The sequence below is a fragment of the Neolewinella sp. genome, assembly GCF_965214665.1.
In the GTDB taxonomy this organism is placed as follows: Bacteria; Bacteroidota; Bacteroidia; order Chitinophagales; family Saprospiraceae; genus Neolewinella.
The window spans coordinates 4161969-4187000 of sequence record NZ_OZ243970.1 but is presented as its reverse complement, the minus strand read 5'-3'; the positions used below and the strand labels follow the sequence as shown (position 1 = coordinate 4187000).

At 59.9% G+C, this 25032-nt stretch carries 19 protein-coding genes; 11 read left to right on the top strand and 8 right to left on the bottom strand.

Annotation, left to right across the window (positions count from 1 at the left end; translation table 11 throughout):
• Positions 1–40: 40 nt before the first annotated feature.
• From ACOOHD_RS17920 to ACOOHD_RS17890, 7 genes are all read left to right on the top strand, one after another.
• On the top strand, positions 41–1000 hold the full coding sequence (locus tag ACOOHD_RS17920) for a TIGR03885 family FMN-dependent LLM class oxidoreductase (RefSeq protein WP_420459249.1): 960 nt from the start codon (positions 41–43) through the stop codon (positions 998–1000).
• 84 nt (positions 1001–1084) lie between these two features.
• Positions 1085–1555: a hypothetical protein gene (locus tag ACOOHD_RS17915; RefSeq protein ID WP_420459248.1), complete on the top strand. Its 471-nt coding sequence runs from the start codon at positions 1085–1087 to the stop codon at positions 1553–1555.
• A 176-nt stretch (positions 1556–1731) separates the two neighbouring features.
• Entirely contained in the window at positions 1732–2754 is a 1023-nt protein-coding gene (locus ACOOHD_RS17910; protein WP_420459247.1) for a trypsin-like serine peptidase, read from the top strand.
• Positions 2755–2834: 80 nt separating this feature from the next.
• Positions 2835–3095 carry a carboxypeptidase-like regulatory domain-containing protein gene (locus ACOOHD_RS17905; RefSeq protein ID WP_420459246.1) on the top strand — a complete coding sequence of 87 codons (261 nt, stop codon included), beginning with the start codon at positions 2835–2837 and terminating at the stop codon, positions 3093–3095.
• 73 nt (positions 3096–3168) lie between these two features.
• Positions 3169–6717, top strand: a complete 3549-nt coding sequence (locus ACOOHD_RS17900; protein ID WP_420459245.1) for a hypothetical protein — start codon at positions 3169–3171, stop codon at positions 6715–6717.
• Between the two features lie 116 nt (positions 6718–6833).
• Complete coding sequence (locus ACOOHD_RS17895; protein WP_420459244.1) at positions 6834–10028, top strand: SusC/RagA family TonB-linked outer membrane protein; 3195 nt, start codon at positions 6834–6836, stop codon at positions 10026–10028.
• A gap of 26 nt (positions 10029–10054) precedes the next feature.
• Positions 10055–11803: a RagB/SusD family nutrient uptake outer membrane protein gene (locus ACOOHD_RS17890; RefSeq protein ID WP_420459243.1), complete on the top strand. Its 1749-nt coding sequence runs from the start codon at positions 10055–10057 to the stop codon at positions 11801–11803.
• 87 nt (positions 11804–11890) lie between these two features.
• Here the strand turns inward: ACOOHD_RS17890 and ACOOHD_RS17885 are convergent, their stop codons facing one another.
• On the bottom strand, positions 11891–13195 hold the full coding sequence (locus tag ACOOHD_RS17885) for an erythromycin esterase family protein (protein WP_420459242.1): 1305 nt from the start codon (positions 13193–13195) through the stop codon (positions 11891–11893).
• Positions 13196–13249: 54 nt separating this feature from the next.
• Positions 13250–13966, bottom strand: coding sequence for a hypothetical protein (locus tag ACOOHD_RS17880; protein ID WP_420459241.1), 717 nt, complete (start codon positions 13964–13966; stop codon positions 13250–13252).
• Positions 13967–14139: 173 nt separating this feature from the next.
• On the opposite strand from ACOOHD_RS17880, the gene ACOOHD_RS17875 reads away from it, so the two are divergent.
• A complete protein-coding gene (locus ACOOHD_RS17875) occupies positions 14140–14502 on the top strand; it encodes a hypothetical protein (RefSeq protein WP_420459240.1) in 363 nt (120 codons plus the stop codon).
• Between the two features lie 61 nt (positions 14503–14563).
• Here the strand turns inward: ACOOHD_RS17875 and ACOOHD_RS17870 are convergent, their stop codons facing one another.
• Together ACOOHD_RS17870 and ACOOHD_RS17865 are read right to left on the bottom strand one after the other, a co-directional pair.
• Complete coding sequence (locus tag ACOOHD_RS17870; RefSeq protein ID WP_420459203.1) at positions 14564–15424, bottom strand: IS3 family transposase; 861 nt, start codon at positions 15422–15424, stop codon at positions 14564–14566.
• Entirely contained in the window at positions 15424–15720 is a 297-nt protein-coding gene (locus tag ACOOHD_RS17865) for a transposase (protein ID WP_420457933.1), read from the bottom strand. The genes ACOOHD_RS17870 and ACOOHD_RS17865 overlap by 1 nt, the downstream gene beginning before the upstream one ends.
• 38 nt (positions 15721–15758) lie before the next feature.
• Here ACOOHD_RS17865 and ACOOHD_RS17860 point away from each other — a divergent pair, with 38 nt between their 5' ends.
• Positions 15759–16190: a PIN domain-containing protein gene (locus ACOOHD_RS17860; protein ID WP_420459239.1), complete on the top strand. Its 432-nt coding sequence runs from the start codon at positions 15759–15761 to the stop codon at positions 16188–16190.
• A gap of 159 nt (positions 16191–16349) precedes the next feature.
• Here the strand turns inward: ACOOHD_RS17860 and ACOOHD_RS17855 are convergent, their stop codons facing one another.
• Together ACOOHD_RS17855 and ACOOHD_RS17850 are read right to left on the bottom strand one after the other, a co-directional pair.
• Positions 16350–19922, bottom strand: a complete 3573-nt coding sequence (locus ACOOHD_RS17855) for a ribonucleoside-diphosphate reductase subunit alpha (protein ID WP_420459238.1) — start codon at positions 19920–19922, stop codon at positions 16350–16352.
• A gap of 177 nt (positions 19923–20099) precedes the next feature.
• Positions 20100–21077: a ribonucleotide-diphosphate reductase subunit beta gene (locus ACOOHD_RS17850; protein WP_420459237.1), complete on the bottom strand. Its 978-nt coding sequence runs from the start codon at positions 21075–21077 to the stop codon at positions 20100–20102.
• A gap of 690 nt (positions 21078–21767) precedes the next feature.
• On the opposite strand from ACOOHD_RS17850, the gene ACOOHD_RS17845 reads away from it, so the two are divergent.
• Positions 21768–22199, top strand: a complete 432-nt coding sequence (locus ACOOHD_RS17845) for a hypothetical protein (RefSeq protein ID WP_420459236.1) — start codon at positions 21768–21770, stop codon at positions 22197–22199.
• A 27-nt stretch (positions 22200–22226) separates the two neighbouring features.
• On the opposite strand, the gene ACOOHD_RS17840 is transcribed toward ACOOHD_RS17845, so the two are convergent.
• On the bottom strand, positions 22227–23039 hold the full coding sequence (locus ACOOHD_RS17840) for a hypothetical protein (RefSeq protein ID WP_420459235.1): 813 nt from the start codon (positions 23037–23039) through the stop codon (positions 22227–22229).
• Positions 23040–23320: 281 nt separating this feature from the next.
• Here ACOOHD_RS17840 and ACOOHD_RS17835 point away from each other — a divergent pair, with 281 nt between their 5' ends.
• Entirely contained in the window at positions 23321–24580 is a 1260-nt protein-coding gene (locus tag ACOOHD_RS17835) for a dipeptidase (protein ID WP_420459234.1), read from the top strand.
• 25 nt (positions 24581–24605) lie between these two features.
• Here the strand turns inward: ACOOHD_RS17835 and ACOOHD_RS17830 are convergent, their stop codons facing one another.
• Positions 24606–25001 (bottom strand): ribonuclease P protein component, encoded by a 396-nt coding sequence (locus ACOOHD_RS17830; RefSeq protein WP_420459233.1) that lies wholly within the window; start codon positions 24999–25001, stop codon positions 24606–24608.
• Positions 25002–25032: the final 31 nt, after the last annotated feature.

Sequence of the window (25032 nt, the reverse complement as noted above, 5' to 3'; positions counted from 1 at the left end):
CGCTCGAACCCACATTACCTTAAATACCACCTCCACACCCATGCCCTCCTTCGGTTACCAAATCTCCCAGGAACAATTCACCCCCCGCCACCTGCTGGAGTTAGCCAAACGAGCCGAACGCGCCGGCTTCGACGAGTTGGCCAGCTCCGACCACCTCTTCCCCTGGAGCGAGGCACAGGGGCAGAGCGGCTTCACCTGGAGCTGGCTGGGCGCGGCCCTGGAGGCCACCGACCACGTACCCATCGGGGTGGTCAACTCGCCCGTGGAGCGCTACCACCCGGTGATCATCGCCCAGGCGGTGGCCACCCTCTGCCAGATGTACCCCGGTCGCTTCTGGCCAAGCTTCGGCAGCGGCGAGTTTCTCAACGAACACATCACCGGCAACCACTGGCCCGAAAAGCAGGCCCGCAACCGCAAGTTGGCCGAGGCCGTACACATCATGAAACGCCTCTGGGCCGGCGAGCACTTCACCTTCCGCGGCGAGTGGATCACGGCCGAGGACGTCAGACTCTACACCCTACCCGAAGAGGAGATCCGGGCCATCGGCTGCGCCATCACTAAGGAAACCGCCGCCGACATCGCCGAGTGGGCCGACGGACTCTACACCACCTGGAAACCCACCAACCACCTCCAGGACACCGTAGCCGCCTACCGCGACGCCGGCGGCAAGGGGCCCCTGCTGCTGAAGGTCGACCTCTGCGTCGCCGCCACCGAAGCGGAGGCCAAGGAGCTGGCCCACGCCCAGTGGCGCACCAACGTCGGCACCAGCTCCGTCCACGGTGAGCTGCGCAACCCGGCCCAGTTCGAGGCGGCCAGTCAGTTCATTGGCCCCGAGGAGGTGGCCCAGAACATCCGCATTTCCGTCGACCCCGAGGAGCACGTCGAGCTGATCAAACGGGACCTCGCCTGCGGCTTCGACAAGATCGTGTTCCACAACGTGGGGGTGAATCAGGACTACTTCATCAAGTTTTTTGGGGAGGAGGTGCTGCCGCGGCTGTGAGAATTAAAATCCCATTAAATCCCCACCCCCACTGAGCAAGCCGCCCCCGCCGTACCTTATACCATAGCCCCCACCCCCTACGCTATGGCCCTACGCCTACTTCTCTGCTTACTTCCTTTCACTACCCTGCTCGGCCAGCCCACCGACTCCCTGCTCCAGTCCGTCGCCTGGCAAGAGGAAGGCACTGGCTACCGCCTCGTGCTCACCGCCGATGGCACCTTCGAGCAGGATTACGGTACCGAAAACCGTGGCGCGGCCCGCTACCTATTGGGCCGTTACGCCCTGGACGCCGACTCCCGGGAATTGACCCTCTCCGTAGACTACTTCCTGGGCAAGAGCCGCATACCCAACCGCTACCGCCGCGAACGGGACTTCTACCTGCCCTACCGCATCGACAGCCTCACCGCCGACCGGTTGGTGCTGACCGACCTCGTGACCCGGAACGAGCGCCGCTTCGCTGCCCAGCCCCTCCGGCCGGAGGATGATCCGCTAAAGCGTCATACCCCCGCCCCGCAGCCGGTAAAACTAAAGCTGCCCGGGGGCTGGCTCGACTGAGTGTGCACCTGCGTACGCGCCTAAAGTGTGCCGCCCGGAGTGTTTTCTGGGGAGGCGTGGCTGGTGTCGGGGGCGCAGTTTCCGGGCTTTAGTTTTTTAGTGGCATCGTGTAACGGGTAATTTGGTGGTTGTATAAAGGTGTGTAATCCATCCCTTATCACACTTAATCCCTTATCATGGCTACTACCCTAAAGGACGTCAGTAGCGACGTTATCACCCCCAACGGCAACGGCAAAACCGCCGCGACCGATTCCTCCACCTCCCTCCTTGAAGCCGGTAGTCCCGGCCTGGAAAGCGAACGACTCCGCGAACTGGGCCTGGAGTCCACTGTCGAGGCAGTTGGGCTACCGGCCACATCCGACGAGGCGACCGCCCTGGACCTCGACGAGGTCAGCTCGCAGGACGCCCCCAGCGGCGAGCAGCTTCCCGATCCCGCACAGGAGGGTCAGCTGCTGGACGCCTACTTCGCTAGCTACGACGAGCAGCCGCCACGCGCCGCCGCAGCGGACAGTGAACTCGCCGACGAGGTAGTCATTGGCACTGACGACCGCGTGCGTATCACCAGCACCGGCTCCTACCCCTGGAGTGCGACCTGCTCGCTGCTGATCAATACCCGTACCGGACGGCAGTACATCGGTACCGGCTGGTTCATCGGCCCGCGCACCATCATGACCGCCGGCCACTGTGTGTACCTGCACGACGAGGGCGGCTGGGCTAGCTCGATCACCGTCATGCCGGGCCGCAACGGCAGCACCATGCCCTTTGGCGCCCACGTGGCTACTCACCTGCGCAGCGTCACCGGCTGGACGAGTAGTCGCCAGCGCAGCAGTGATTACGGCTGCATCATCCTGCCGGAGAACAACCGGCTGGGCCTGCGTACGGGTACCTTCGGATTTGCCTACATGGGCGACACTGCGCTCAAGGCGAAGTACCTCAACCTGACCGGTTACCCCGGCGACAAGCCCGCCGGCACCCAGTGGTACCACAGCCGGGGGGTAAAGTCGGTCAGTAGCAGTACCATCACTTACGACATCGACACCGCCGGCGGTCAGAGCGGCTCGTCGGTCTACCACATCCAGGATGGCCAGCGCTACGCCGTGGGCATCCACACCAACGGTAGCAGCTCCGGCAACTCCGCCACCCGCATCACCCCGGGGGTGTTCAACCTGATGAAGAGCTGGAAACAGATGGGTCAGTAGTGGTCCTGATACACTTCCGATTATTCAGCATGCTGGCGGTCGTCCTCGTGACGGTCGCCGGCTGTTTTACTTCTACTGCTATGAACTATACCATCGACGGACAGGTCATCGACGCCACCGGCCGCCCCGTGCCCGAGGTGAGCATCACCCTTCAGGACGGCCCCGGCACCTTCCCCGACCTGGCCGCGCTGACGGATGCCGAGGGGCGGTTCACCCTGCACGATCTTTCTGTCGGTCGCTTTACGCTGCGGCTGGTGCCCCCGGAGGGTGAACCGGTGAGCCGCATGGTGGAGGTCGGTAACGGAGGCACGGAGCGGTTGGTGCTGCGGTTGTTGGAGTAGGGTAAGCTTTCACGAACCCATCCACACGCCACCCCGTTCTCGTACGTTACTGCTGGGGGGCCGCGATCGTGCTATGGTAAAAAAGCTACTCAAAGGATTCCTTGTCCTGCTGCTCCTGCTACTGGTGGGCCTGGCCCTAGGCCTGTGGTACCTCAACGGCTGGCTCGACTCCCACGAGGAAAAACTCCTGCACGAGCTCACCGCCACGGCCGGCCTGGAGGTCGCCTTCCGCCGCGTCGACCTGCGGGCCTGGGAGACCTTTCCCCGCGTGAGTATGTCGGTCGATAGCCTGGTGGTGCGCGACTCCCTGCTGCCCCGCCATGCCCCAGCCCTGGTAGCGGTGCGCCGGCTGCGCGGCGAGATCAGCCTGGACGCCCTGCTGCACGATACCCTCCGCGTACTAGCCGTAGAGATGCACGAGGGCAGCATCCATCTGGAAACGGACTCCACGGGGCGCACCAATGCGGGGGAGTTGTTTCGGCCCGATTCTGCGTCAGCCGCACCTGCGCCCTCCGCCCTGGTCCTGGATTATGACGGGCTCGACGTACAACTGAGCGAGGTGAACTTCACCTTCATCAACCCGCTGAAGAAAAAACGGATCGTGGCCGCCCTGCACCGCCTGGACGCTACCGGCCACCGGGCGGCCGACGGTGGTATCGACCTGGCCACCGACCTCGACCTACACCTGGGCATTCTAGCCTTTAACACCGATAAGGGCGGCTACCTCGACGATACGCCCGTGAGCGGCCACCTCGACGTGCACTTTGGCGCGGAGGAGTGGACCGTGCCCCCTACCCCGCTGGCCATCGGCGACCAGACCTTCGACATCGGCGCTACCATCGTGCGACGGGAGGGCGGGATGAGCCGGATCACGCTGGAAAATACGGCTACGGACTTCGCCCAGTCACGCGGTATGCTCCACGACGACCTCCAGGCCAAACTAGCCGAGTACGACATCAGGGGCCGCTTCCCGGTGCGCGCCGAGATCACTAGCAGCTTCGAGCGCGGCGAGAATCCGGAGGTACACATCGCCTTCCGCTTTGCCGGCCAGGACGTGAAGATCAAGCAGTACCTCTTTCGTGACGCCCACGCGGTCGGCACCTTCGTCAACCGGCTCGACGAGGCCGACGGCGGTACACCGGGCAGCCGCAAGAACCTACGCTTCGACTTCGATAGCGTGCGCGCCTACCAGCAGGGACTGTACGTGGAGATGCCCCACGCCCTGCTCTACGCCAACGAGTACGATACCCGGTTAAAGGCCCCCGTGCGCGTGTCCGGCAGCGCCGAGACGGTCAGCCAGCGCCTCGGCAACGAAGACTTTCTCTTTGAGCGCGGTCGCTTTACCTTCACCACCGACGCCGATGCAAGCCTCATTGCCTCGCTGCCCGACATCCTGGATCGCACCGACGGCCTGCTGCGCTTCACGGACCTCGACGTGGTCTACCGGCCGGCCGGCGTGCGCTTCCCCTTCGAGTACATCGAGGTGGGCAAAAGCGGCGAGGATGTGCGCTTTCACATTCAAAGTAGTCCGCTACCTACCGGCGTGGCTTTGGAGCTGGTGGGCAGCGTCGATAATCTCACCCCTCTGGTGTTTAATCGCCCCGGTGAGGCGGTGCGCACCGACGTCACCCTACTGGCTCCGCGTATCAATTGGACGGACTTTCGCGCCTTTTTCGGCCAAAACGGTTACTTCAACCAGGAGGAATCGGGGGCGGGGCCGCCGGTGCCACCCCAGTCGAGCGAGGCGGATGAGAGCCAGGCCATTAAGTCCGCCCTGCTGGGCATTCAGCGCACCTTTCACCCCAACCTGGACGTGCGGCTGGACACGGTGGCCTATTACGATGTGTTTACCCTGACGGATCTCCGTACCGGGCTGCACTTCGACCGCGACACCCTGGTACTCCAGCGCACGAGCTTCGACTGGGCGGGCAGCGAGGTGGCTTTCGGGGCCCGGCTGGACCTAGGTGGAGCCGGCCGGACGCCCTTCGCCCTGGAGCTGGTGACCGAGCACCTAGACCTGAACGCACTGGGGCCGACCATCGACTACTTCGGTCCGGCGCTGCCCGCCGAGCTCGACCGGCTGCCGCGTGACCTGCACATCGACTTTGCGCACCGGGGGGTGATCGACGATACCTTTGGCATCACGCCGGGCTACAACGCCGGCCGATTGCTCTTCGACGACGGGCGGGATGGGCGCTTTGCCGGGGCGCTCAACTACGACACAACCGGTATGCAGCGACTGCATAGTACGCTGCACCTGACGGGTGATCCGCAACTCGTCAACGACCTCTTTCGGGCCGAGAACTTCTTCTTCAGCAGTGGCTCCTTCGGCATCGACCTGGAGCTGGATGGCACTCCGGCTAGTGTGCCGGAGTTGCTCAAAGACGGTCAGTTGGCGCTACGCATCGACTCCAGCCGCGTGAGCTACCCACCGGCGGGCGTATACATTCCGGTACGGCACTTTGCTGTAGACGTGGCCAAGGAGCGGGCCACGTACGCGCTGGAGCTGATGAGCGATGCCACCCGGCGGGCCGTGGAGCTGACGGGAGAGTTGGATCAGATTAGCGGCTTTATCTACCCCGAACTGGGCACTCCCTTTAAATTACGCGCCGACCTGACGGCTACCGAGCTACACTGGTCGGAGCTACGGGACTTCATCCGGCCGGACACCACGGGGCGGGCCGCAGTCCGCGCGGAAAGACGGGCTGCGGCCGCGGCGGATACTACCGATTTCGATCCGCACCAACTGCTCTCGGCTACCGAGGGTATTTTCGGCAGCTTCCGTCCGGACCTGAGTCTACGTATCGATACCTTTTACCTCGGCCGCGCTACCCCTTTCGTGGATGTGCACGCGGGCATGCACCTGCGCGATTCAACCCAGCTGGTGGTGGAGCAGTCGGGCTTTCGCCTCGGGGCGGGCCGGGTTGATCTGGCGGCGACCTACGACCTGGACGAGCGAGCGCACAGTCCCTTTACGGTAGATTTCAGTACTGATTCTCTTTCCCTTCATCGCCTACTAGAAGAATTCGGGCAGCTCGATTCCACACGGGTCGATCAATTAGGTATACTGCGCGGGCGGCTCAATCTGACGGGATCGCTAGTGGGTCAACTTGACGAGTCGCGGCAGCGGCTCCTTATCGATAGCACCCGCGGCACGGTCGCCTTCCGCCTCACCGGGCTGGAGCTGGCCGACTGGCCCTTCCTGGCCCGTACCGGGAAGAAGGCGAAGATGAAAAAACGCTTCCAGCACCTGCGCTTTGCCCCCCTGGTGGGCGAGGTGCGTATTGACAGTGGCCGGCTGGTCATGTCGCGTATGGAGGTACAGTCGACCGGTATTCAGGTGTTCGCCGAGGGTACCTACGACGATGTCGGGGGGCCTGACTTTCTGGTGTCGATCCCGCTGCGCAACATCGGTCGCGGCCTTATGGAAGAGGCCCCCACCCCGACCGGCTACGACCGGGCCGGCTGGAAGATCTACCTGGTGGGGGGGCAAGACGCGGAAGGGAAGCTAAAAATGAAGTTCCGCCTGGGGCGGCGCAAGTACTTCAAGCGGCGGGGGCGGCTGGAGGAGTGGCGGGCGGAGCGGAGGCGGTGGCGCAAGGAACGGCGGGCACGGCGGTAAACTGATACGATTTTGTGAAATTCACAAAATTGTAAAATTTCCTATGGTTTTCGTTTTTGGCTGCCTATATTAGCAGCGCAGACAATCATTCTACACGCTTAATCTACCTTACGATCATGTCAATTACCTCCCCCCGCGGGGCGGGCCGCTACCTTATTGTAGTAGCTGCCTGCTTGTGCGCCAATCTGCTTATGGCCCAGGTCACCGGAACGGTCACCGACGCCGATAATGGGGATCCGCTCATTGGGGCGTCCATCCTTATCCAGGGCACTACCTCCGGAGTCGTCACGGATTTTGACGGCAATTACTCCATTGACGCCGAACCCGGCAGCACGCTTCTGGTCAGCTATACCGGTTATAGCGCCCGGGAGGTACCGGTGGAGGGGGAGTCGGTCGTCGACGTACAGTTGACCTCCGGTGAGCTGCTGGAGGAGGTGGTCGTTACGGGCTACACCGCCCAGAGTAAGCGCGACATCACCGGTGCGGTGGCTACCGTAGACTCTGAGGAGCTTCTAGCCGTACCGGCCACCACCTTCGCCCAGCAGTTGCAGGGGCGCGCCTCCGGTATCACGGTCGTCAACGACGCCACCCCCGGAGGAGGAGCGACCATACGTATTCGGGGCTACGGTACGGTAGGCAATAACAGCCCGCTCTACGTGATCGACGGCGTACCGACCCGCAACCAGAATAACCTGAACCCCAACGATATCGAATCGCTGCAGGTGCTCAAGGATGCCTCGGCCGCCTCCATCTACGGCTCTCGGGCCGCCAACGGTGTGGTCATCATCACCACCAAGAAGGGTAAGCTTGGTAAGCCCACTATTTCCTACGATACCTACTACGGCCTACAGAATGCCGCTCAGGACGTAGAGGTACTCAACGCCCGCGAGCTCGGCGAGTACCTCTACCTGGCCGACCTCTACGCCGGCAAGACCCCCTCCCACGGGCAGTACGACTTCGGTCCGAACGGAGAGGTGAGCATTCCGAACTACGTCTTTCCTAGCGGAGCCGAGACGGCCAACGAGGACGAGTACTCCCTGACCCCGGACAACATCAACGCCATCACCCGTTCGGCTGACACCGACTGGTGGGACCAGGTGACCCGCCCGAATGCGCCCATCCAAAACCATCAGCTCTCCGCCACCGGAGCCACCGAAACTGCACGCTACGCCTTTAGCCTCAACTACTTCGATCAGGAGGCCATCACCCGCTTTGTCTCCTACGAACGCATGTCAATTCGCGCCAATACGCAGTTCTCAGCCCTCAGCGACCGGGTGCGAATCGGGGAGAACTTCACCATGTCCTTCGGCAATCGTAAGGGAGGCTTTAGTAACAACAACGAACAGAACGCAGTATCCGGCTCCTACAAGCACCACCCACTACTGCCCATCTACGACGTCGCCGGTAACTTCGCCGGTAGCCGGGGGGCTAACCTGGGCAACAACTTCAACCCCTACGCCATCCTGGCCCGAGACGCGGACGACCGCAGCTACAACCTGCGCGCCTTCGGTAACGTCTACGCCGAAGTGGACATCATCAACGACCTGACCTTCAAGACCAGCTTTGGTATCGATGCCAACACGAATCGTAGTCGCAATATCGGCCGTCCCCAGCCGGAATACGTGGAAGGTAACTTCATCAATAGCCTCAACATCGGCGAGAGCTACGAGTACGAGTGGGTGTGGACGAACACAGTAAGCTACGCCCGCGACTTGGGGTCGGACCATCAGCTTTCTGGCCTGGCCGGAGTCGAAGCGATCAGCGGTTTCGGTGAGTTCTCCAACGCCAGTCGGCAGCGCTTCCCCTCGGAGGATATCTCGATCATCTCCTACCTAAACCTCGGCGATTTGACCACGGCCAGTAACAATGGCGGTACCATAAAGGATTTTAGCTTATTCAGCGTTTTCGCCCAGGCCAACTACGCCTTTCGCGACCGCTACCTCCTCCAGGTGATTGGCCGCTACGATCGGTCATCGCGCTTCCTAACGGCCGATAATGCGGCGTTCTTTCCCTCCGTCAGCCTGGGTTGGCGCATTTCCGACGAGCCCTTTTTTACCAGCCTGAGCGGCGTATTTAGCGACCTTAAACTGCGCTACGGTTGGGGACAAACCGGTAATCAGGAGATCGGTGATTACAACGGCTTCACGACCTACCGCTCCAACATCTTCAACGCCGGCTATCCTATTGATGGCAGCACCAACGCTCCCGTCATTGGTTTTGATGCTTCCAGCTTCGGTAATGCCGCCGCGCAGTGGGAAACCACCACCTCCAACAACCTCGGCTTCGACGCCAGTCTCTTCAATGATCGCATCAGTGCCGAACTCGACCTTTGGACTCGGACCACCACCGATGTGCTGCTGCAAGTACCCATTACCTTCAGCGCGGGAGATGCCACCCCGCCCGCGTTTAATGTGGGCGAGGTTTCCAACCGGGGCATCGACTTAGCCCTAAGCTACAACGGTGGATCGGGTAACTTCTACTACAGCATCGGCGGTAACTTCTCTACCTACCGCAACGAGGTGGTTGCCCTCAACGATCCCGAAGCCCGCATCTTCGGCTTCGGTTCCCGTGTACCCTCCATGACGGTCACCCAGGCGGGGTTCCCTATCTCCTCCTTCTTCGGCTTCCAGACCGACGGTATCTTCCAGTCGCAGGAAGAGGCAGACGCCCACGCCCCCTACGGCAACTACAACGCCCCGGGCAAGTTCCGCTTCGTGGACGTCAACGGGGACGGAGAGATCAGTGATGCCGACCGCACCATCATCGGAAATCCCCACCCGGACTTCACCTACGGCCTGAATATCACACTAGGCTACGGTGACTTCGAGCTCAATATTTTCGGTAATGGCTCCCAGGGTAACGACGTGTTCAACTACACCCGCTTTTTTGCCGACTTCAATACCTTTCAGGGTAACCGCTCGCGCCGGGCCCTCTACGACGCCTGGCAGCCCACTAATCCGACCGCTCCCCGCGAGCAGTGGGTGGCCGCCAATCCCGGAGCTACCTCGCCAATCATGGACGCCAACGATCAGATCAGCAGTCAGGTTTCCGACTACCTCATCGAGGACGGCAGCTTCTTTCGTATCCGAAACATCCAGCTCACCTACAGCTTACCGAGTGCCCTAGGCTCCCGGCTCGGCCTATCCAACGCTCAGGTATACCTACAGGGACAGAATATGATCACCCTGACCGGCTACAACGGGCTAAACCCCGAGATACAGACCAACACCGATACCACCCTCGGCTTCGACGGCGGCTACATGCCGGTGTCCCGGACGCTGATCTTCGGGCTTAATGTCAGCCTGCAATAACCCCCCTCCTTAACTATATCAACGCAATGACGATGAATATCTATCGCGTACTTGGCACCCTGATGGTACTGGCCTTCCTGCTTCTGAACTGTAGTGAAGAATTTCTAGAAAAATCACCTCAGGGGCAGGTCAGTACCGCCTCTACCCAGACCCCCGGGGGCGTAGAAAGTCTCCTCATCGGAGCGTACGCTATGGTCGATGGCACCGGTCTCGACGGTCAGGCTGCCTGGAATAACGAGATCAGCAACTGGGTCTTCGGCGGCGTAGCCTCCGACAATGGCCTGAAGGGCACCGACGCCGGCGACCAGCCGGAGCAGTCCTTCATCGAGCGCTACGACTTTAACTCCTTCAACGGCCATATCCGCAACAAGTGGCGCGGCCTCTATAAGGGGGTAGCCCGTACCAACGACGTGATCACCACGGCCCGCAATGTAGAGGCCCTGTCTGAGGAACGCCGTACACAAATCATTGCCGAGGCGCGCTTCCTCCGGGGGCTGTTTCACTTCGAGGCCCAGAAGATGTGGCGCTTTCCGATCTACGTTGGGGATGACGTGTACGATATCAACGACGTAGAATCGACCAAGGTCCCCAACGACGGTAAGATCTGGGACGACATCGAGGCAGACTTTGAGGCCGCCGCCGCTACCCTGCCCGAGGAGCAGTCGCAGGTAGGCCGCCCCACCCGACTTGCCGCCGTAGCCTTCCTGGCCAAAGCCAAGGTGTACCAGGGATGGGATGATGACGGTAACGCGAATACGTCCAAGCTACAGGAAGCAAAGCCTTTACTGGAGGAAATCATCAATAGCGGCCGCTACCAGCTCGTGCCCCGCTTCTCCGAAAACTTCCTCGTCGAAACCCGCAACAACGTCGAGTCCATCTGGGAGGTGCAGTACGCGGTGAGCAGTGCCACCGGCGATGCCGCCACCCAGGGCGTAGGTTTGGCCCACCCCTACATCGCCCCCTGGGGCTGCTGCGGCTTCTACCAGGCCTCGCAAAACCTGGTCAATGCCTTTCGCACGAGCGATGATGGCCTGCCCCTACTCGAAGACTTCGACGACGAGGATGTGACCTACGAAACCGAGTACACCGCCCCCCTCGACCCCCGGCTCGATCACACCGTTGGCCGGCCGGGCATTCTGTATAAGAACTTCCAGATTCACCAGACCGACTTCGTGCGCGACCTCTCCTACGCCGGTCCCTTCTCCTCCATGAAGCACGTAGCCGAGCCCGAGGGCTTCGGCGTCACCGGCTGGGGTAACCTATCGGCCAACAACTACCGCATCATGCGCTACGGCATGGTCCTGCTCTGGCTGGCGGAGGTAGAGGTAGAACTCGGCAACCTGGAGCGCGCCCGCGAGCTGGTCAACCAGATTCGGGAGCGCGCCAGCAACGAGGAAGACTTCGTACCCAAGGTAGTCCAGGGCGCAAACAGCCGCCAGGAGTACTCCTTCGTCGAGGGCGAGGTAGCCGCTAATTACCAAGTGGCCACCTACGACGATGCCTGGTCCGATCAGGACATGGCCCGTCAGGCCGTCCGCTTCGAGAGCCGCTTGGAAACCGCCCTGGAGGGTCACCGCTTCTTCGACCTCCAGCGTTGGGGAGTACAGGCCGAGGTGCTCAACGCCTACTTGAGAAGCGAGGAGCAGCACCGTGTATACCTGCGGGGCGTGACCTTTGAAGACCCCAAGAATCAGTACTACCCCATCCCAACGGAGGCCATCGACCGCTCGTTCCTGGATGGTGAGGCTACAATTACGCAGGACCCTAATTACTGACCGAACGTCGGTGCTGTCGACACAGTAAAAGTTAGGCCTTAGGACCGGTAAGACCGTAGTGCGTTAAAGGGGGCGGGATACCGACTCCTACAGGTTCCAGGGATAAGTCTCCGGCACCCGGTGGGTATTAGCAGTCACATCCAGCGGGTGCAGGGCGCGCGTCCGGTCGATATGAATGAAGGCATCGTACCGACGCCCGATCCTGGAGGGCACGTAGTTCCCGTAAGCCTCCCGGGCGGGGTCATACACTACGCCGATGGCCCGGTGGTCTACCTCCGTATCGTGCGCGGCCGGTCCCTCAAACTCGGACGAAAGCAGGTAAAAGCGGTCGCTACCCGCTCGGTGAAGTGCGGCTTCCCAGCTATTCTCGCGGGCCGGCGGCACATCCATCACCTCGGGGGGGGCTCCCCAGGCCTGGCCGGCGACGACCGTTCCGGCGTAGCTCCCGAAGCCGACCAACCTAACCGCCGCCTCACCGTAGGCCTCCCGGGCTAGTTGTCCGATATTCACCATGCCGGCGTGGGCCATGTCGGTGTAGCGGGCATCGCCGATGTGGGTATTGTGCTCCCAGACGATGGCCTTGCTATTGGCTTCGTGGAAATCCAGCAGCCGGTCGAGCGTCTGCATCATGTGCCGGTCCCTGACGTTCCAGGATTGCGGACCCGACCGGACCATGCTGCGGTAGTACCGCTCGGCGTTGACCGCCACGCGGGCGTTCTGTTCCGTGCTGAAGGTATCTTCGACGTCTGTTTGGTAGCGCTGTGAGCGGTCGAGGATGGCCCGCAGCAGATCGACCACTTCCTGCTCACAGCTTTCCGGCACCATGCGGGTGGCCCAGGCGTACTGTTTCTCGTCGTTCTTATAGGGTTCGAAGCAGGTGATCGTCTGCTTGGCTAGCTCGGCGGCCTCGGGGTCTTCCCGCTCTAGGTAGGTCATGATATCGTTCATGGATTCCCAGAGGCTGTAGACGTCCAGTCCGTAGAAGCCCACCCGCGCTTCCGGGCTCCGGTCCGCGTTGAAGGAGCGCAGCCAGTTGCCTAGTCCGGCGATTTCCCAGTTGGCCCACATCCAGGTCGGCCAGCGCCCGAACTCGCGCAGTACCTCGGTCACCTCTTCCGGGCTTCCCGCATAGTGCTTGACGAAGCGGTTGAGGCCGTAGCAGGCGGGCCAATCCCCCTCCACGGCAATAAATTGGAACCCCCGCTCCCGGATCAGTCGCTTACTGATGCGCGCCCGCCAGGTATAGTACTCGTGGGTGCCGTGGCTGGCCTCACCGAGCATTACTACGCGGGCATCGCCGATCTCCTCGATGAGCCGGTCCAGATCGGCCTCGTCATTGAGGGGGTGAAGAGGGGCACGGAGAGACGTTTCTTCCGTTCGTGGCTGTTGCATAGCGGTAGGTTTGGTTATTTTTATTCACAACCTAGTCCGCAGGCGCTCTGTTCCTTACTCCTTACCCTCGCCCCCTACCCTTCGCGTTAGTTGTTTGACCAGAAAGGTATCTTCTCGGTCCTCGTTCGGGTCACTGTATTCCGTTGACATCTCGTACCCCCGGCGCGTAAAGAAGCGGATGCTACGGGCGTTCTCCCTTTTTATCATGGCGGTAACCGCGGTGGCCTCCGGGTAGGTTTCGGTGACGTACCACTCTAGGACGTCGAGGGCGCGGTCTGCTATGCCCGTACCACGGTGGGCCTCGGCGAGCTGAACGCCCAGTAGGGGATTCGGCATGCCGCGCCCGAAGCGCTCCATGCTGAGGTTGTAGAGGTGTACCACTCCGGTTAGTTTGCGCTCGTCATCCTGCCGTAACCCCTGGTCGGAGCCCCATAATTGACGCTCGGCGAACTCCGTGGCTTCTTCCTCCCGCAGCACTAGGTAGTCAACCGCCCCCCGCTTCCCGGAAAACGGCGCGTAACCGTAGAGATATACGACCTGTTCGTACAGTTGCTCCCGCTCCCGGTACTCCCGCTCGACGTAGTGGGTATCCCCCTCGGCGAGCAGCGGCCAGAGTGAGTCGTAATTGTCGAAGTGTAACCGGTGCAGGCGCACACCGGATCCGGTCAGGACGTCCGGGAAGGTCCAGCGCGGCTCGCGTCCCAGATTGCGGTGGAGCCAAAACCACAGGGCATTATCGGGGGGAAGCGGGGGGTGGTCGCGTAGGGGCATGGGAGGTGGGTAGTTCGCGGCGGGCTACGCAAGTATATCAAACATTTTGTGGTAGCAAGGGGCGGGGCCCCGATAGCTATCGGGGGTGCAGTGAATTGTGGTGCTGCGGCACGAGCACGGCAAGCAACTTAGCCGCCGTACCTTAGTTTTACTATACCACAAAGCCACCACCGATGACTATCGAACAGGAACGACTGGAAGCGATTCGCGCATTGACGCGGATTGAGGATGCTGCGCTGATTAGGCGGGTGCGTAGATTGATCGCTCCGGACTACTTTGAGGATTCAGGTAATAGTAAAGATCTAGGTCAGACCAAGATAGATCTGGTTGCCCGCACGGCTATTGCAGACGCCAAGTCAAATCAACCTTCTATTGATTTAAGCAAGTACACAGGTAGACTAGCCGAGAAAGTTGACCTTGATAAACTAAGGGCGGAACAGCGGCCCCAAAAGCTCGACGTAGAAGCCTTTAACAAAGCGGCGGATGCTATTGAGTGGGAGCATACTATTGAGGAACTGTTAGCTATGCTCGATTAATGAGGTACGTCTTAGATACAAATGTCTTAGTCTATTGATGTGTACCCCATTCTTCGACAGATTATGACAGAGTTTTAGGTCCGGTGGGATAATGTTGGTGAGGTAGCCCAGGGCTCAGCGAGGAGTGATCTCGGGCGTAGTTATAGTAGTCGAAGAATACCCGCAGTCCTTGTTTGAGCGCAAGGCCATCGACAAATTCATGCAGGTAAATGTACTCGTACTTGACCGTTCGCCAGAGGCGTTCGATGAAGGCATTGTCAGTAGCCCGTCCGCGGCCGTCCATACTGAGCCGAGTAGCTTCATCAGCTTGACCCAGCACGGCCTGCGTAAAAGCTTCCGAGGTATACTGAGCGCCCTGGTCAGTGTTAACAATCTCGGGACAGCCCCAGCGGTCGACGGTGCGTCGGTAGACTTGGCTACACCACTCGGCGGTCATCGTATTGGACAGCGACCAGTCCAGCACGAAGCGAGAATACACATCGATCCAGGCCGTCAAGTAGAGGTACCCCCGCTTCATTGGAATGTAGGAGATGTCCGTCTGCCAGACCTGGTTGGGCCGCTCCATGGATAGCCCACGTAGCAAGTAGGGGTACACCTTATGTCCAGGCGCGGGACGGGAAGTATGTGGCCCTGGGAGCACCGACTGTAGTCCTAACACCTTGTAGTACAGGCGGTTGATGCGTTTGAGGTTGACTTCCAACTGGTGTTCTCGCCGGAGCCACCGCAGCATTCGTCGCGGACCTTTGTCGGGGTAGTCCAGGTAGTGTTCGTCCATCAGCCGCAGCAGTCGCAGATTTAGCTCGCTTTCTGCTGCCGGGTGGTAGTAGTGCCGAGACCGAGATACACCCAGAAGATGGCTCTGGCGCACTACGCTGAGATGCGCCCCGCTATCCAGGGCGGCTACTCTTTGTGAATGGGGCATCAGGAGAGCGTTTTTTTTAGAAACTCGTTCTCCACCTGTAGCTTACCGATGATGCGCAGTAGCTCATCACGCTGTTTATCTTCCAGGCCGAGGCTCGAAGCTGCCCCGCGATTACCCTTGCGTTTGGACCCAAAAAGCTCGTCGGATTCATGCGTCAGTACCCGCTTCCAGGTCTTGATCTGTGAAGCGTGCAGTTGATGTTTTCGCGACAGCTCGGCCATGGTCAGTTCTTCCCGGATGGCCTCCAGGGCAACTTTCTTCTTGAAGCTGGCCGAATGTGTTCTTCGTTTAGACATACAAGCAAGTTAGTGGACCTTACTTACCTGTTCGAATTTTGGGGTACACTACATATTACATCAGACAGGGACAGACACGTAACTTTCTTGTAGAGGAATTTGGACCATTTCAGCGTGGGAACGAATCTGTTATTTCGATCGCTACCGTAGCGGAACTGCGCGTGATAGCGAGAAAAGCTCCGTGGGGCACGGCCAAATTAGAACTTATGGAAACGCTTATGAGGGCTTCTCTCATCATTCCGGTTGAATCATACGACCTCGTTCAAGCCTACGTAGATATCGAATCGTATAGCATTGGCTGTCACCCTTCCCTCACCAAACTTGGTAGTGCTGTCAAGCTCGGCAAGAACGATCTATGGATCGCAGCTACAACAGTGGTCACGCAAGCCACATTGCTTACCTCCGATGGTGACTTCGATCACCTGCACGAAACTTTCTTCTCTGTAATCAGGTACAGCCGCCAACAATGATGGGGCTATATCTAACTTACGCTGCACCTGCGGCCCCGCCCGCTTAGTACAAAAAAAACACCCCACCCGACCGGAGTCAGATGGGGTGGAAATTGATTAAGTCATAAGAGTTGTCAGCAGACGAGCGAAGCTGCGCAACGCCCGGCCGACGATGGTATTCTATGCCGAACAAGCAATACAATCCGGATCATCCAGACTACACGTCTTACCCACCGCCGCGGTCTGCTCGGCACTGATCTCCTCGAAGCCGCCAGCGGTAGCAACAGCTTTAGCCGGCGAACTGCTTTTCTTGACCGTTACTTCGGGCAGCGTGTCGGCTGAAGCCGACGCTACATCGCGGCTACCCTGCTTCACTTGCCCATCGCCCTCCTCGCCCTGCTTGACGAGCTGGTCTTTGTCCACCGTAAACTTGATGGCGTCGCGGGCCGCCTTAGTGCGCAGGTAGTACATACCCGTCTTGAGGCCCTTCTGCCAGGCGTAAAAGTGCATGCTGGAGAGTTTGCCGAAGTTGACGTTTTCGACGAAGAGGTTCATGCTCTGGCTCTGGCAGACGAAGGCGCCGCGGTCGGCCGCCATGTCGATGACCACCTTCTGGCTGATCTCCCAGACCGTCTTGTAGAGATCGCGCAGGTGCTGGGGCACGTCGTCGAAGTCCTGGATGGAGCCGTTGCTGGCCATGAGGCGGTTGCGCATCTGGTTGTCCCAGAGCCCGAGTCCGATGAGGTCCTTGAGCAGGTGCTGGTTGATGACCACGAACTCGCCCGAGAGTGTGCGGCGGGTGTACATGTTGGAGCTGTAGGGCTCGAAGCACTCGTTGTTGCCGAGGATCTGGCTAGTGGAGGCGGTGGGCATCGGGGCTACCAGGAGGCTGTTACGCATGCCGTACTTAGCGAGGTCCTGCTTAAGGCCGGCCCAGTCCCAACGGTCGGAGGGCGTTACGCCCCAGAGGTCGAACTGTAGATTGCCCTTGCTGGCCGGCGAACCGGGGTAACTTTCGTAGTGACCGAGCTGCTTAGCCAGAGCGATCGACTCGGTACAGGCTGCGAAGTAGATGGCCTCGAAGATATCGCGGTTGAGCTGCTTGGCCTCCGGCGAGTCGAAGGGCAGACGGAGCATGATGAAGGCGTCGGCCAGTCCCTGCACGCCCAGTCCGATGGGTCGGTGGCGCATGTTCGAGTTGCGGGCCTGCTCGATGGGGTAGTAGTTGCGGTCGATGACCTTGTTGAGGTTGCGGGTCACCACGCGGGTGATCTCTACGAGCCTGTCGAAGTCGTAGCCGCTGCCGTCTTCCTTGACGTACTTGGGCAGGGCTAGGCTGGCGAGGTTACACACGGCTACCTCGTCGGCGCTGGTGTACTCCATAATTTCGGTGCATAAGTTAGAACTTCTAATCGTACCCAGATTCTGCTGGTTGCTCTTCTTATTGGCCGCGTCCTTATAAAGGATGTAGGGCGTACCGGTCTCGATCTGGCTATCGAGGATGGCGAACCAGAGGTCCTGTGCCTTGACCGTCTTCGTAGCCCGGCCCTCCGCCTCGTACTGGTGGTACAGCGCCTCGAACTCGCCGGAGTGCACGTCGAACAGTCCCGGACACTCACCCGGATCGAACAAGCTCCAGTCGGCCCCGTCCTTCACCCGCTGCATGAACAGGTCGTTCATCCACAGGGCATAGAACAAGTCGCGGGCGCGCATCTCCTCCTTACCGTGGTTCTTTTTCAGGTCGAGGAACTCGAAGATGTCGGCGTGCCAGGGTTCTAGGTAGACGGCGAAGGCGCCTTTTCTTTTTCCGCCACCATTGTGCGCCACGCCGACGTGGGTGACGTAATTATGGTTAGGCAGTACCTCGAAGTCCACCACCACCCCGGCGTAATCGACTTGCTTGACGTGGTTGACGCGACTGAATATGTGTCCCTCCCACTCCAGGTAACTTACATACTTCCCGGCTGGCCGGTCGAACAACTCGGTCAGTTCTTCTACCTTAGGTAACCGCAATACCCAGGACTTGCGCCGGGTCGTGATGTTCTTATAGGAGGACATATTGCCGATCCGGTCTCGCTCGTAACCGCAAGTCAGGATGCCGAAACGCATGCACATGAAACGGATGCTCTCGATGACGTTGCGGCTTGTCATCTCCAGCAGCAGCTCGAAGTTGTCCCGGCTTGTGACGCAGCCATCGGCCTCCATGACACCCCGAATGACTTGTAGGGTTTTATCCTTAGGAAGGTGCAGCATGGAGGGGTGGACCCTCTTCTCGCCCGTAGTGTCGTACAGCATCTCGCGGCTGAACTTAAAGCCTAGGTGCGCACTCCAGGTGAAGCGCATCTTCACTACGTCGTCCTTCTTAGTTACAGTAGCGTGGATACCGGCTACGTAGAGATAGCGCCGTACGAAGTTGACGTCATCGGTGTCGCGGTGCATGGTGATGTGCGCCTGTCGGCCGTCGGGGGAAACATGGCCGTCGCCCAGCATCATACCGTAAAAACGGCAGTCGTCAAGGTTGTATTCGTACACGTCCTCCTCGTGGTTGCTGAAGGCGGGAAAAACGATCAGGTCGTTTTCGTTCAGCTCCTTCGCCTCTACCCACTCCGGCTTGGCGTAGCCTTTTTCCAGCCGGTTACGGATCACGCTGAAGTTGACCATCTTCTGCTGGTTGCGCAGCACGTAAAAAGGGTGCTCGGGGGTTACGCGGACCGGCTCGATGCTTTGCTTCACACTCAGCTCGATCATGGGGCCTTCGTAATCGTTGCGCAGCAGCCGTCCGACACGCTCGTAGTTGCCCTGCTCCCCCAGCAGTTCGTCTCCGATGACGATCTCATTGATAGTCTTCACCCCCTGCCGGGTGTACACGATGGTATCCGGGTGGAAACACTGATCAACGTAGCGAGCCGTATCGTTAAACACCTTCAGCATCGGCACAATACCGTTGGAGGTGCCACCGGTGCCCTTGATGTAGCTGCCCGTAGCGCGGATGTTATGGATGCTGAGACCGATACCGCCGGCGCTCTGAGAGATCCTGGCACAACGTCTAAGTGTCTCAAATATCCCCTCGATACTATCTTCTGTCATTGATAAAAGAAAGCAACTCGACATTTGCGGCTTAGGTGTCCCCGAGTTAAACAGCGTCGGCGTAGCGTGGATAAACCACTTCTCGCTCATCAGCTGGTAGGTCTGGATGGCGGATTCGATGTCCTCCTGGTGGATGCCGACGGCCACGCGCATGAGCATGTGCTGCGGGCGCTCCACTACGGCTCCGTCACGGCGCATCAGGTAGCTCCGCTCCAGCGTCTTGTAGCCGAAGTAATCGAACTCGAAGTCGCGGTCGTAAATGATGGCCGCGTCCAGCTTTCGGGCGTGTTGTCGAATGACCTGCATGGTATCGTCGCCGATCAGTCCGGCCGCCTCCCCGGTCTTTGGGTCCACGTAGTTGTACAACCCTTCCATGGTAGCCGAGAACGACTTGTCCGTCTCCTTGTGGAGGTTGGAGATCGCGATCCGCGCGGCTAGCTGGGCGTAGTCGGGGTGTACCGTGCTCATCGAGGCGGCGGTTTCCGCGGCCAGGTTATCGAGCTCTACGGTGGTGACGCCGTCGTACAGGCCCTGAATGACCTTTTTACTGACGTCGATGTGATCTACGAAGCTCTCGTCGAGGCCGTAGCAGAGTTTTTTGATGCGCGCGGTGATCTTGTCGAAGGAGACGTCTTCTTTGGCGCCTGATCTTTTTATTACTTGCATAGTAGTGTGATGGTAGCGCCGGCTTTAGCCGGCAAGCTGCTTGGGTGTTTGGAAGGAGGTGCACCGGTGGGCGGGGCCGCGGGTGCGGAGCGCATGTAAGGGGCGGAGTCTCCCTGCCGGGGGCCCCCGGGCTGGTGCCCGGGGTCAAGTCAGGGAGACCCCGCTGGGGTCGGGCGGCTAGAAGTCTTCGTCGAGTGAGAATACCTGCTTCTCCCGCTCCGAGGTCACCCCAGCCTTCTGGTACTCGCCCACGCGCTTCTCAAAGAAGTTGGTCTTGCCCTGTAGGTTGATCATATCCATCCAGGGGAAGGGGTTTTCGACGTTCCAGACCTTTTCCTGGCCCAGCTCACTGAGCAGACGGTCGGCGACGAACTCGATGTACTGGCACATCATGTCGGCGTTCATGCCGATGAGGTTGACGGGTAGAGAATCGCTGACGAACTCCTTCTCGATCTCGACGGCATCCTTGATGATCTTGGTCACCATGCCCTCCTCGAGCTTGTTCTGGATATGGTCGTTGTAGAGGAGACAGGCGAAGTCGCAGTGCATACCCTCATCGCGGCTGATGAGCTCGTTGGAGAAGGTCAGGCCCGGCATCAGGCCGCGCTTCTTGAGCCAGAAGATGGAGCAGAAGCTACCGCTGAAGAAGATGCCCTCCACGGCGGCAAAGGCGACGATGCGTTCGGCGAAGCTACCGTTGTCGATCCAGCGCAGCGCCCACTGGGCCTTTTTCTGCACGCAGGGCATGGTCTCGATGGCGTTAAATAAGTGGTCTTTCTCGGCCGCATCGCTGATGTAGGTGTCGATCAGCAGGCTGTAGGTTTCGGAGTGGATGTTCTCCATCATGATCTGGAAGCCGTAGAAGAACTTGGCCTCCGTATACTGCACCTCGGCCACGAAGTTTTCGGCCAGGTTCTCGTTCACGATGCCGTCAGAGGCGGCGAAAAACGCCAGCACGTGCTTGATGAAGTAGCGCTCCTGGTCGTTGAGCTTATTGTTCCAGTCATTGAGGTCGCTGGAGAGGTCAATCTCCTCGGCCGTCCAGAAGCAGGCCTCATTGTCCTTATAGTAGCGCCAGATATCGTCGTGCTGAATGGGAAAAAGAACGAAGCGGTTGGGATTTTCAACCAGGATGGGCTCAAGATTGGCGGTCATAATTACATGTGTTGAGTGAGGCAGCTAATGCACTGCAAACGGGTTATGGTAAGGCGACGAATCACCGTTCTCCCTCCCGTCGTGTGGAAAAGAAAAGCGGTGTAACCCGTCGAATTTCTCGTGGTCAGTTAACTAAGGCGGCATCCCGTCAGAGAAAGCCGCCTCAGCCTAAGTGGTATCAGCAAGCCGGAGCTTCCAAGAGGCTTCCAACTGTTTTGTTGGTTTCTCTCGTATAATCGCCAAGATAGGTACCCTAGTGCGCCACATTTCTCCCTATTTCTCCACAAGCTGTGGAAAACGAATATTAACTCACTGTAAACCAAGCTCTTAATACAATACGGCTATTTCTCCACACTGTGGATAAGGTTCTCCACAATGTGGAAAACCCAGGCCGTTATCCACATCCTAGCAGTGGAAAGTGAAGTTTTGCGGGGTCGCAGGTGCAAGGTGAGTGGGGAAAACCGGATACTCCCCGCGTTTTCCCACCAAAATGTTACGCCGTGTAACGGGCTTGCTTCCGGGGATATAGGGGTAATCCCTCCTACTAACGGCTACCTTACCTACACTATGCGACACATCTAATTCACCCTCCTGGCCTGTTTCTTAACCTGCACGTTACCCGCTCAACTCACGGTGGCCGACGGGGCTACCCTGATCGTTTCCCCCCGTGTAGTCTCTACCGACCACTTAGTGTCGACCGGCAAGATGGTCGTAGCACCCGGAGGCACGCTCGAGCTGCGCGGTACCCTCATCGTGCGCGTTGCCGTACCCGACCGCGATACGCAGTCCGGGAACATGTTCGTCGATGGCACGACCAGCGTGGGGGCTGCCCTACAACTTACGCTTGCACCGGCGTACGCGCCTACCGGTACGCTGGATTTTACCCTGATCAACTCCCTGCCGGTCACGGATACCTTCGCTACCGTAGACCTCCCCGACACCGATGCCAGCGTAACCTTCCGCCTGCGGCTGGTAGCGGGTACCGTGGCACCCGACTGGGTGACGGCCGAGGAGCGCAACAGCGACTACTTCGGTAGGGAGCGGCAGTCTGCGGCAGGGAACTGGACGGAAGCTAATCGTGCTGCCCAGGAGCCGGCACGGCGGTTTTCGGTGGTGCGGTAGGTACGGGCCCCTCGTACCTACGCCGCGCTATTTAAAAGGCGGCGGATTGTTTTTCAGTACCTCCTCGCTCATCGTGTGCATATTGTACGTCTGCCAGTCCTTGGTCAGGAAGCGGAAGCGGCCGATGGCGATATCGTGATTGGTCTTCCACTGGTCCCACGCGGCGGACTTACTCTGCCAGTAGTCGGCCCCTACGCTCATCATCAGCTCGGCTGAGGCGCGGTCATCGGCGGCGGTGCTGTCGGCCAGAATGAGGCGCCCGTCGATGGCCGTCCACACGGCGGCAATGTCGGTAGGGTCCATGGTGACGCGGCCCTCCTCCGGCCAAAAGTGAAAGTTGAAGCTATCCTTTAAGGTGGCGGAGTAGCCGATCTCCTCCCGGCGCAGGTCGGCTGGTTCGTTGCGGTCGTTCTGGAAGTCCTCAGCGTAGTTAGCCCCGCCGACGTTATCGGACTGCTGCCAGCGCACCCACTCACCAGTGGCCTTGCTAAGATACCAGCTACGCATGTTCTTGATCTGGAAGCGGGTGTTGGGGGCCGGGTCGCTACCGGCGGCGGCGTAGACCTGCCCCCAGGTGATCATGGCATCCCAGTCGGCGGGCGGCTCATTGCCGCCACCGAGGCGGGGCTTTTCCTTCCAGTCCAGGTAATCCGGCACGCCGCGGGGGAGGGCTTCGTGGGGCAGGGCCATGTCGTTTCTAATCTGATCCAGGGAATTGGGGATGACCTCGGAGGTGGCGATGGGGGTGGTTACTTCAGGGGGTTCCGCCGCTACGGAGCCACTCTTATCGCAGGCTGTTTCTGTCAGTACCAGCAGAAGTAAAACGATAAAACGCAGCATGTCTTTGGGCTTAGTGGGGTGTAGTCGTGTCGAATATAAGGAACTCTGTGCTAGGGTATGACGACTAGCCGTCCGACGGGGGGAGGCCGTCCGACGGGGGGAGGCCGTCCGACGGGGGGAGGCCGTCCGACGGGGGGAGGCCGTCCGACGGGGGGAGGCCGTCCGACGGGGGGAGGCCGTCCGACGGAATCCTGGGATCTGCTAGATTTCACTTATGTTTGTCCCCCAGCCGGCCTACCGGAGTCGATCGCATTCACTCACCCGATTCTAACTAGCTACCGATGCTCCGCTTCCTCCTTACCGCCGTCACGTTCGGCACCCTACTGTCCTGTGGCAACATCGGTAGCGGTCCTGAAACAGACCAGGACCAACGCTCCGACGTAGAGCTACGCGCCCACGCCGACAGCCTCGCCCACGCTTACCTCATCACCGACGGCCACGTCGACCTCCCTTACCGACTGAAGGTGCAGAACTTCCGCCTGGAACGCGAAATGCTGGGCATTCCCATCGAGACCGACGAGGGTGACTTCGATTACGTACGGGCCGTGGAGGGTGGACTGGATGCCCCCTTTATGTCGATCTACATTCCCAGCAGCCTACAGGAAGAGCCCGGTGCCGCCCCCGCGCTGGCCGATAGCCTGATCGACATGGTGAAGGGCATCGCCGAGGCCCACCCCGATAACTTTCGGATTGCGCTGAGCCCGGACGACCTAGAGCGCAACTTCCGTGAAGGCGTGATGAGCCTACCGATGGGCATGGAAAACGGTGCGCCCATCGAGGATCAGCTCGGACGCGTGGCGGAGTACTTCGATAAGGGCATCCGCTACATCACCCTCACGCACGCTAAGGATAACCTGATCTCGGACAGCAGCTACGACACTACGGCCATCAACAGCGGACTGAGTGCGTTCGGTAAGGAGGTCGTACGGGAGATGAACCGGGTAGGTATCATGGTCGACGTGAGCCACATCAGCGACTCCGCCTTCTGGGACGTGATGGAGATAACCGACGTGCCGGTGATCGCCAGCCATAGCTCCGTGCGGGAGTTCACCCCCGGCTTCGAGCGCAACATGAACGATGAGATGATCGAGCGCCTCGGCGAGAATGGTGGCGTGATTCAGATCAACTTCGGCTCCACCTTCCTGGATGGGACCCTGCGCGAGCGGCAGGACAGCCTGCGCGAGGTACTCAGCGCCCGCCTCGTCGACGCCGATCTGGAGTATAGCTCGGAGGAGGCCCAGTCCCTGATCGATAGCTTTCAGCAGGAGAACCCTACCCTCTACTCCGACGTCGAGATGGTCGCCAACCACATCGACCGGGTCGTGGAGCTGGCGGGCATCGACCACGTGGGCCTGGGCTCTGACTTCGACGGCGTAGGCGATAGCCTCCCTACCGGCCTTAAGGACGTGGCCGACTACCCCAATCTGATCTACGTACTCCTGAAGCGGGGATATACGGACGAGGACATTGAAAAGATTCTTTCCGGCAATGTGCTGCGGGTGTGGCGGGCGGTGGAAGCGGCTTCTTCCGCGCGGGGCTAAGCCCCCCTCGTCGGCCGAACCGCGGCTAGAAGCTACGAGCCAATAACTTTCGCACTCGCTTCTCGATCTCGGCGTAGGGGGCGATCTCCTTCCCCGTATACATAAATAGTAGCGCGAGTTGCACGCTAGCCTCACGCGATCCCTCCTGCACCTGCGGACGCGCCCAATCTATCACGTCCTTATTCAGTCGGTAAGCCTCGCGCATGCGCCGCTTCAGCAGATTACGATCGACGGCGCGCTTAAAGCGTTTTTTCGGAACAACAAAGGTGACCTGTATAGGGTGCGGCCCCCTCACCTGCTCCACCTCCCGGTACAGGATACGAATGGGGTAGGCAGCAGCCGTCTGCACCCCCGGAGCAAAGAGCCGGCCGATTTCTTTCCGGGATTTGAGACGTTCCGATGAGTGGAGGCGGTGGGACACGGGCGGGGGGCCTTTGGACTGAGAATAAGCG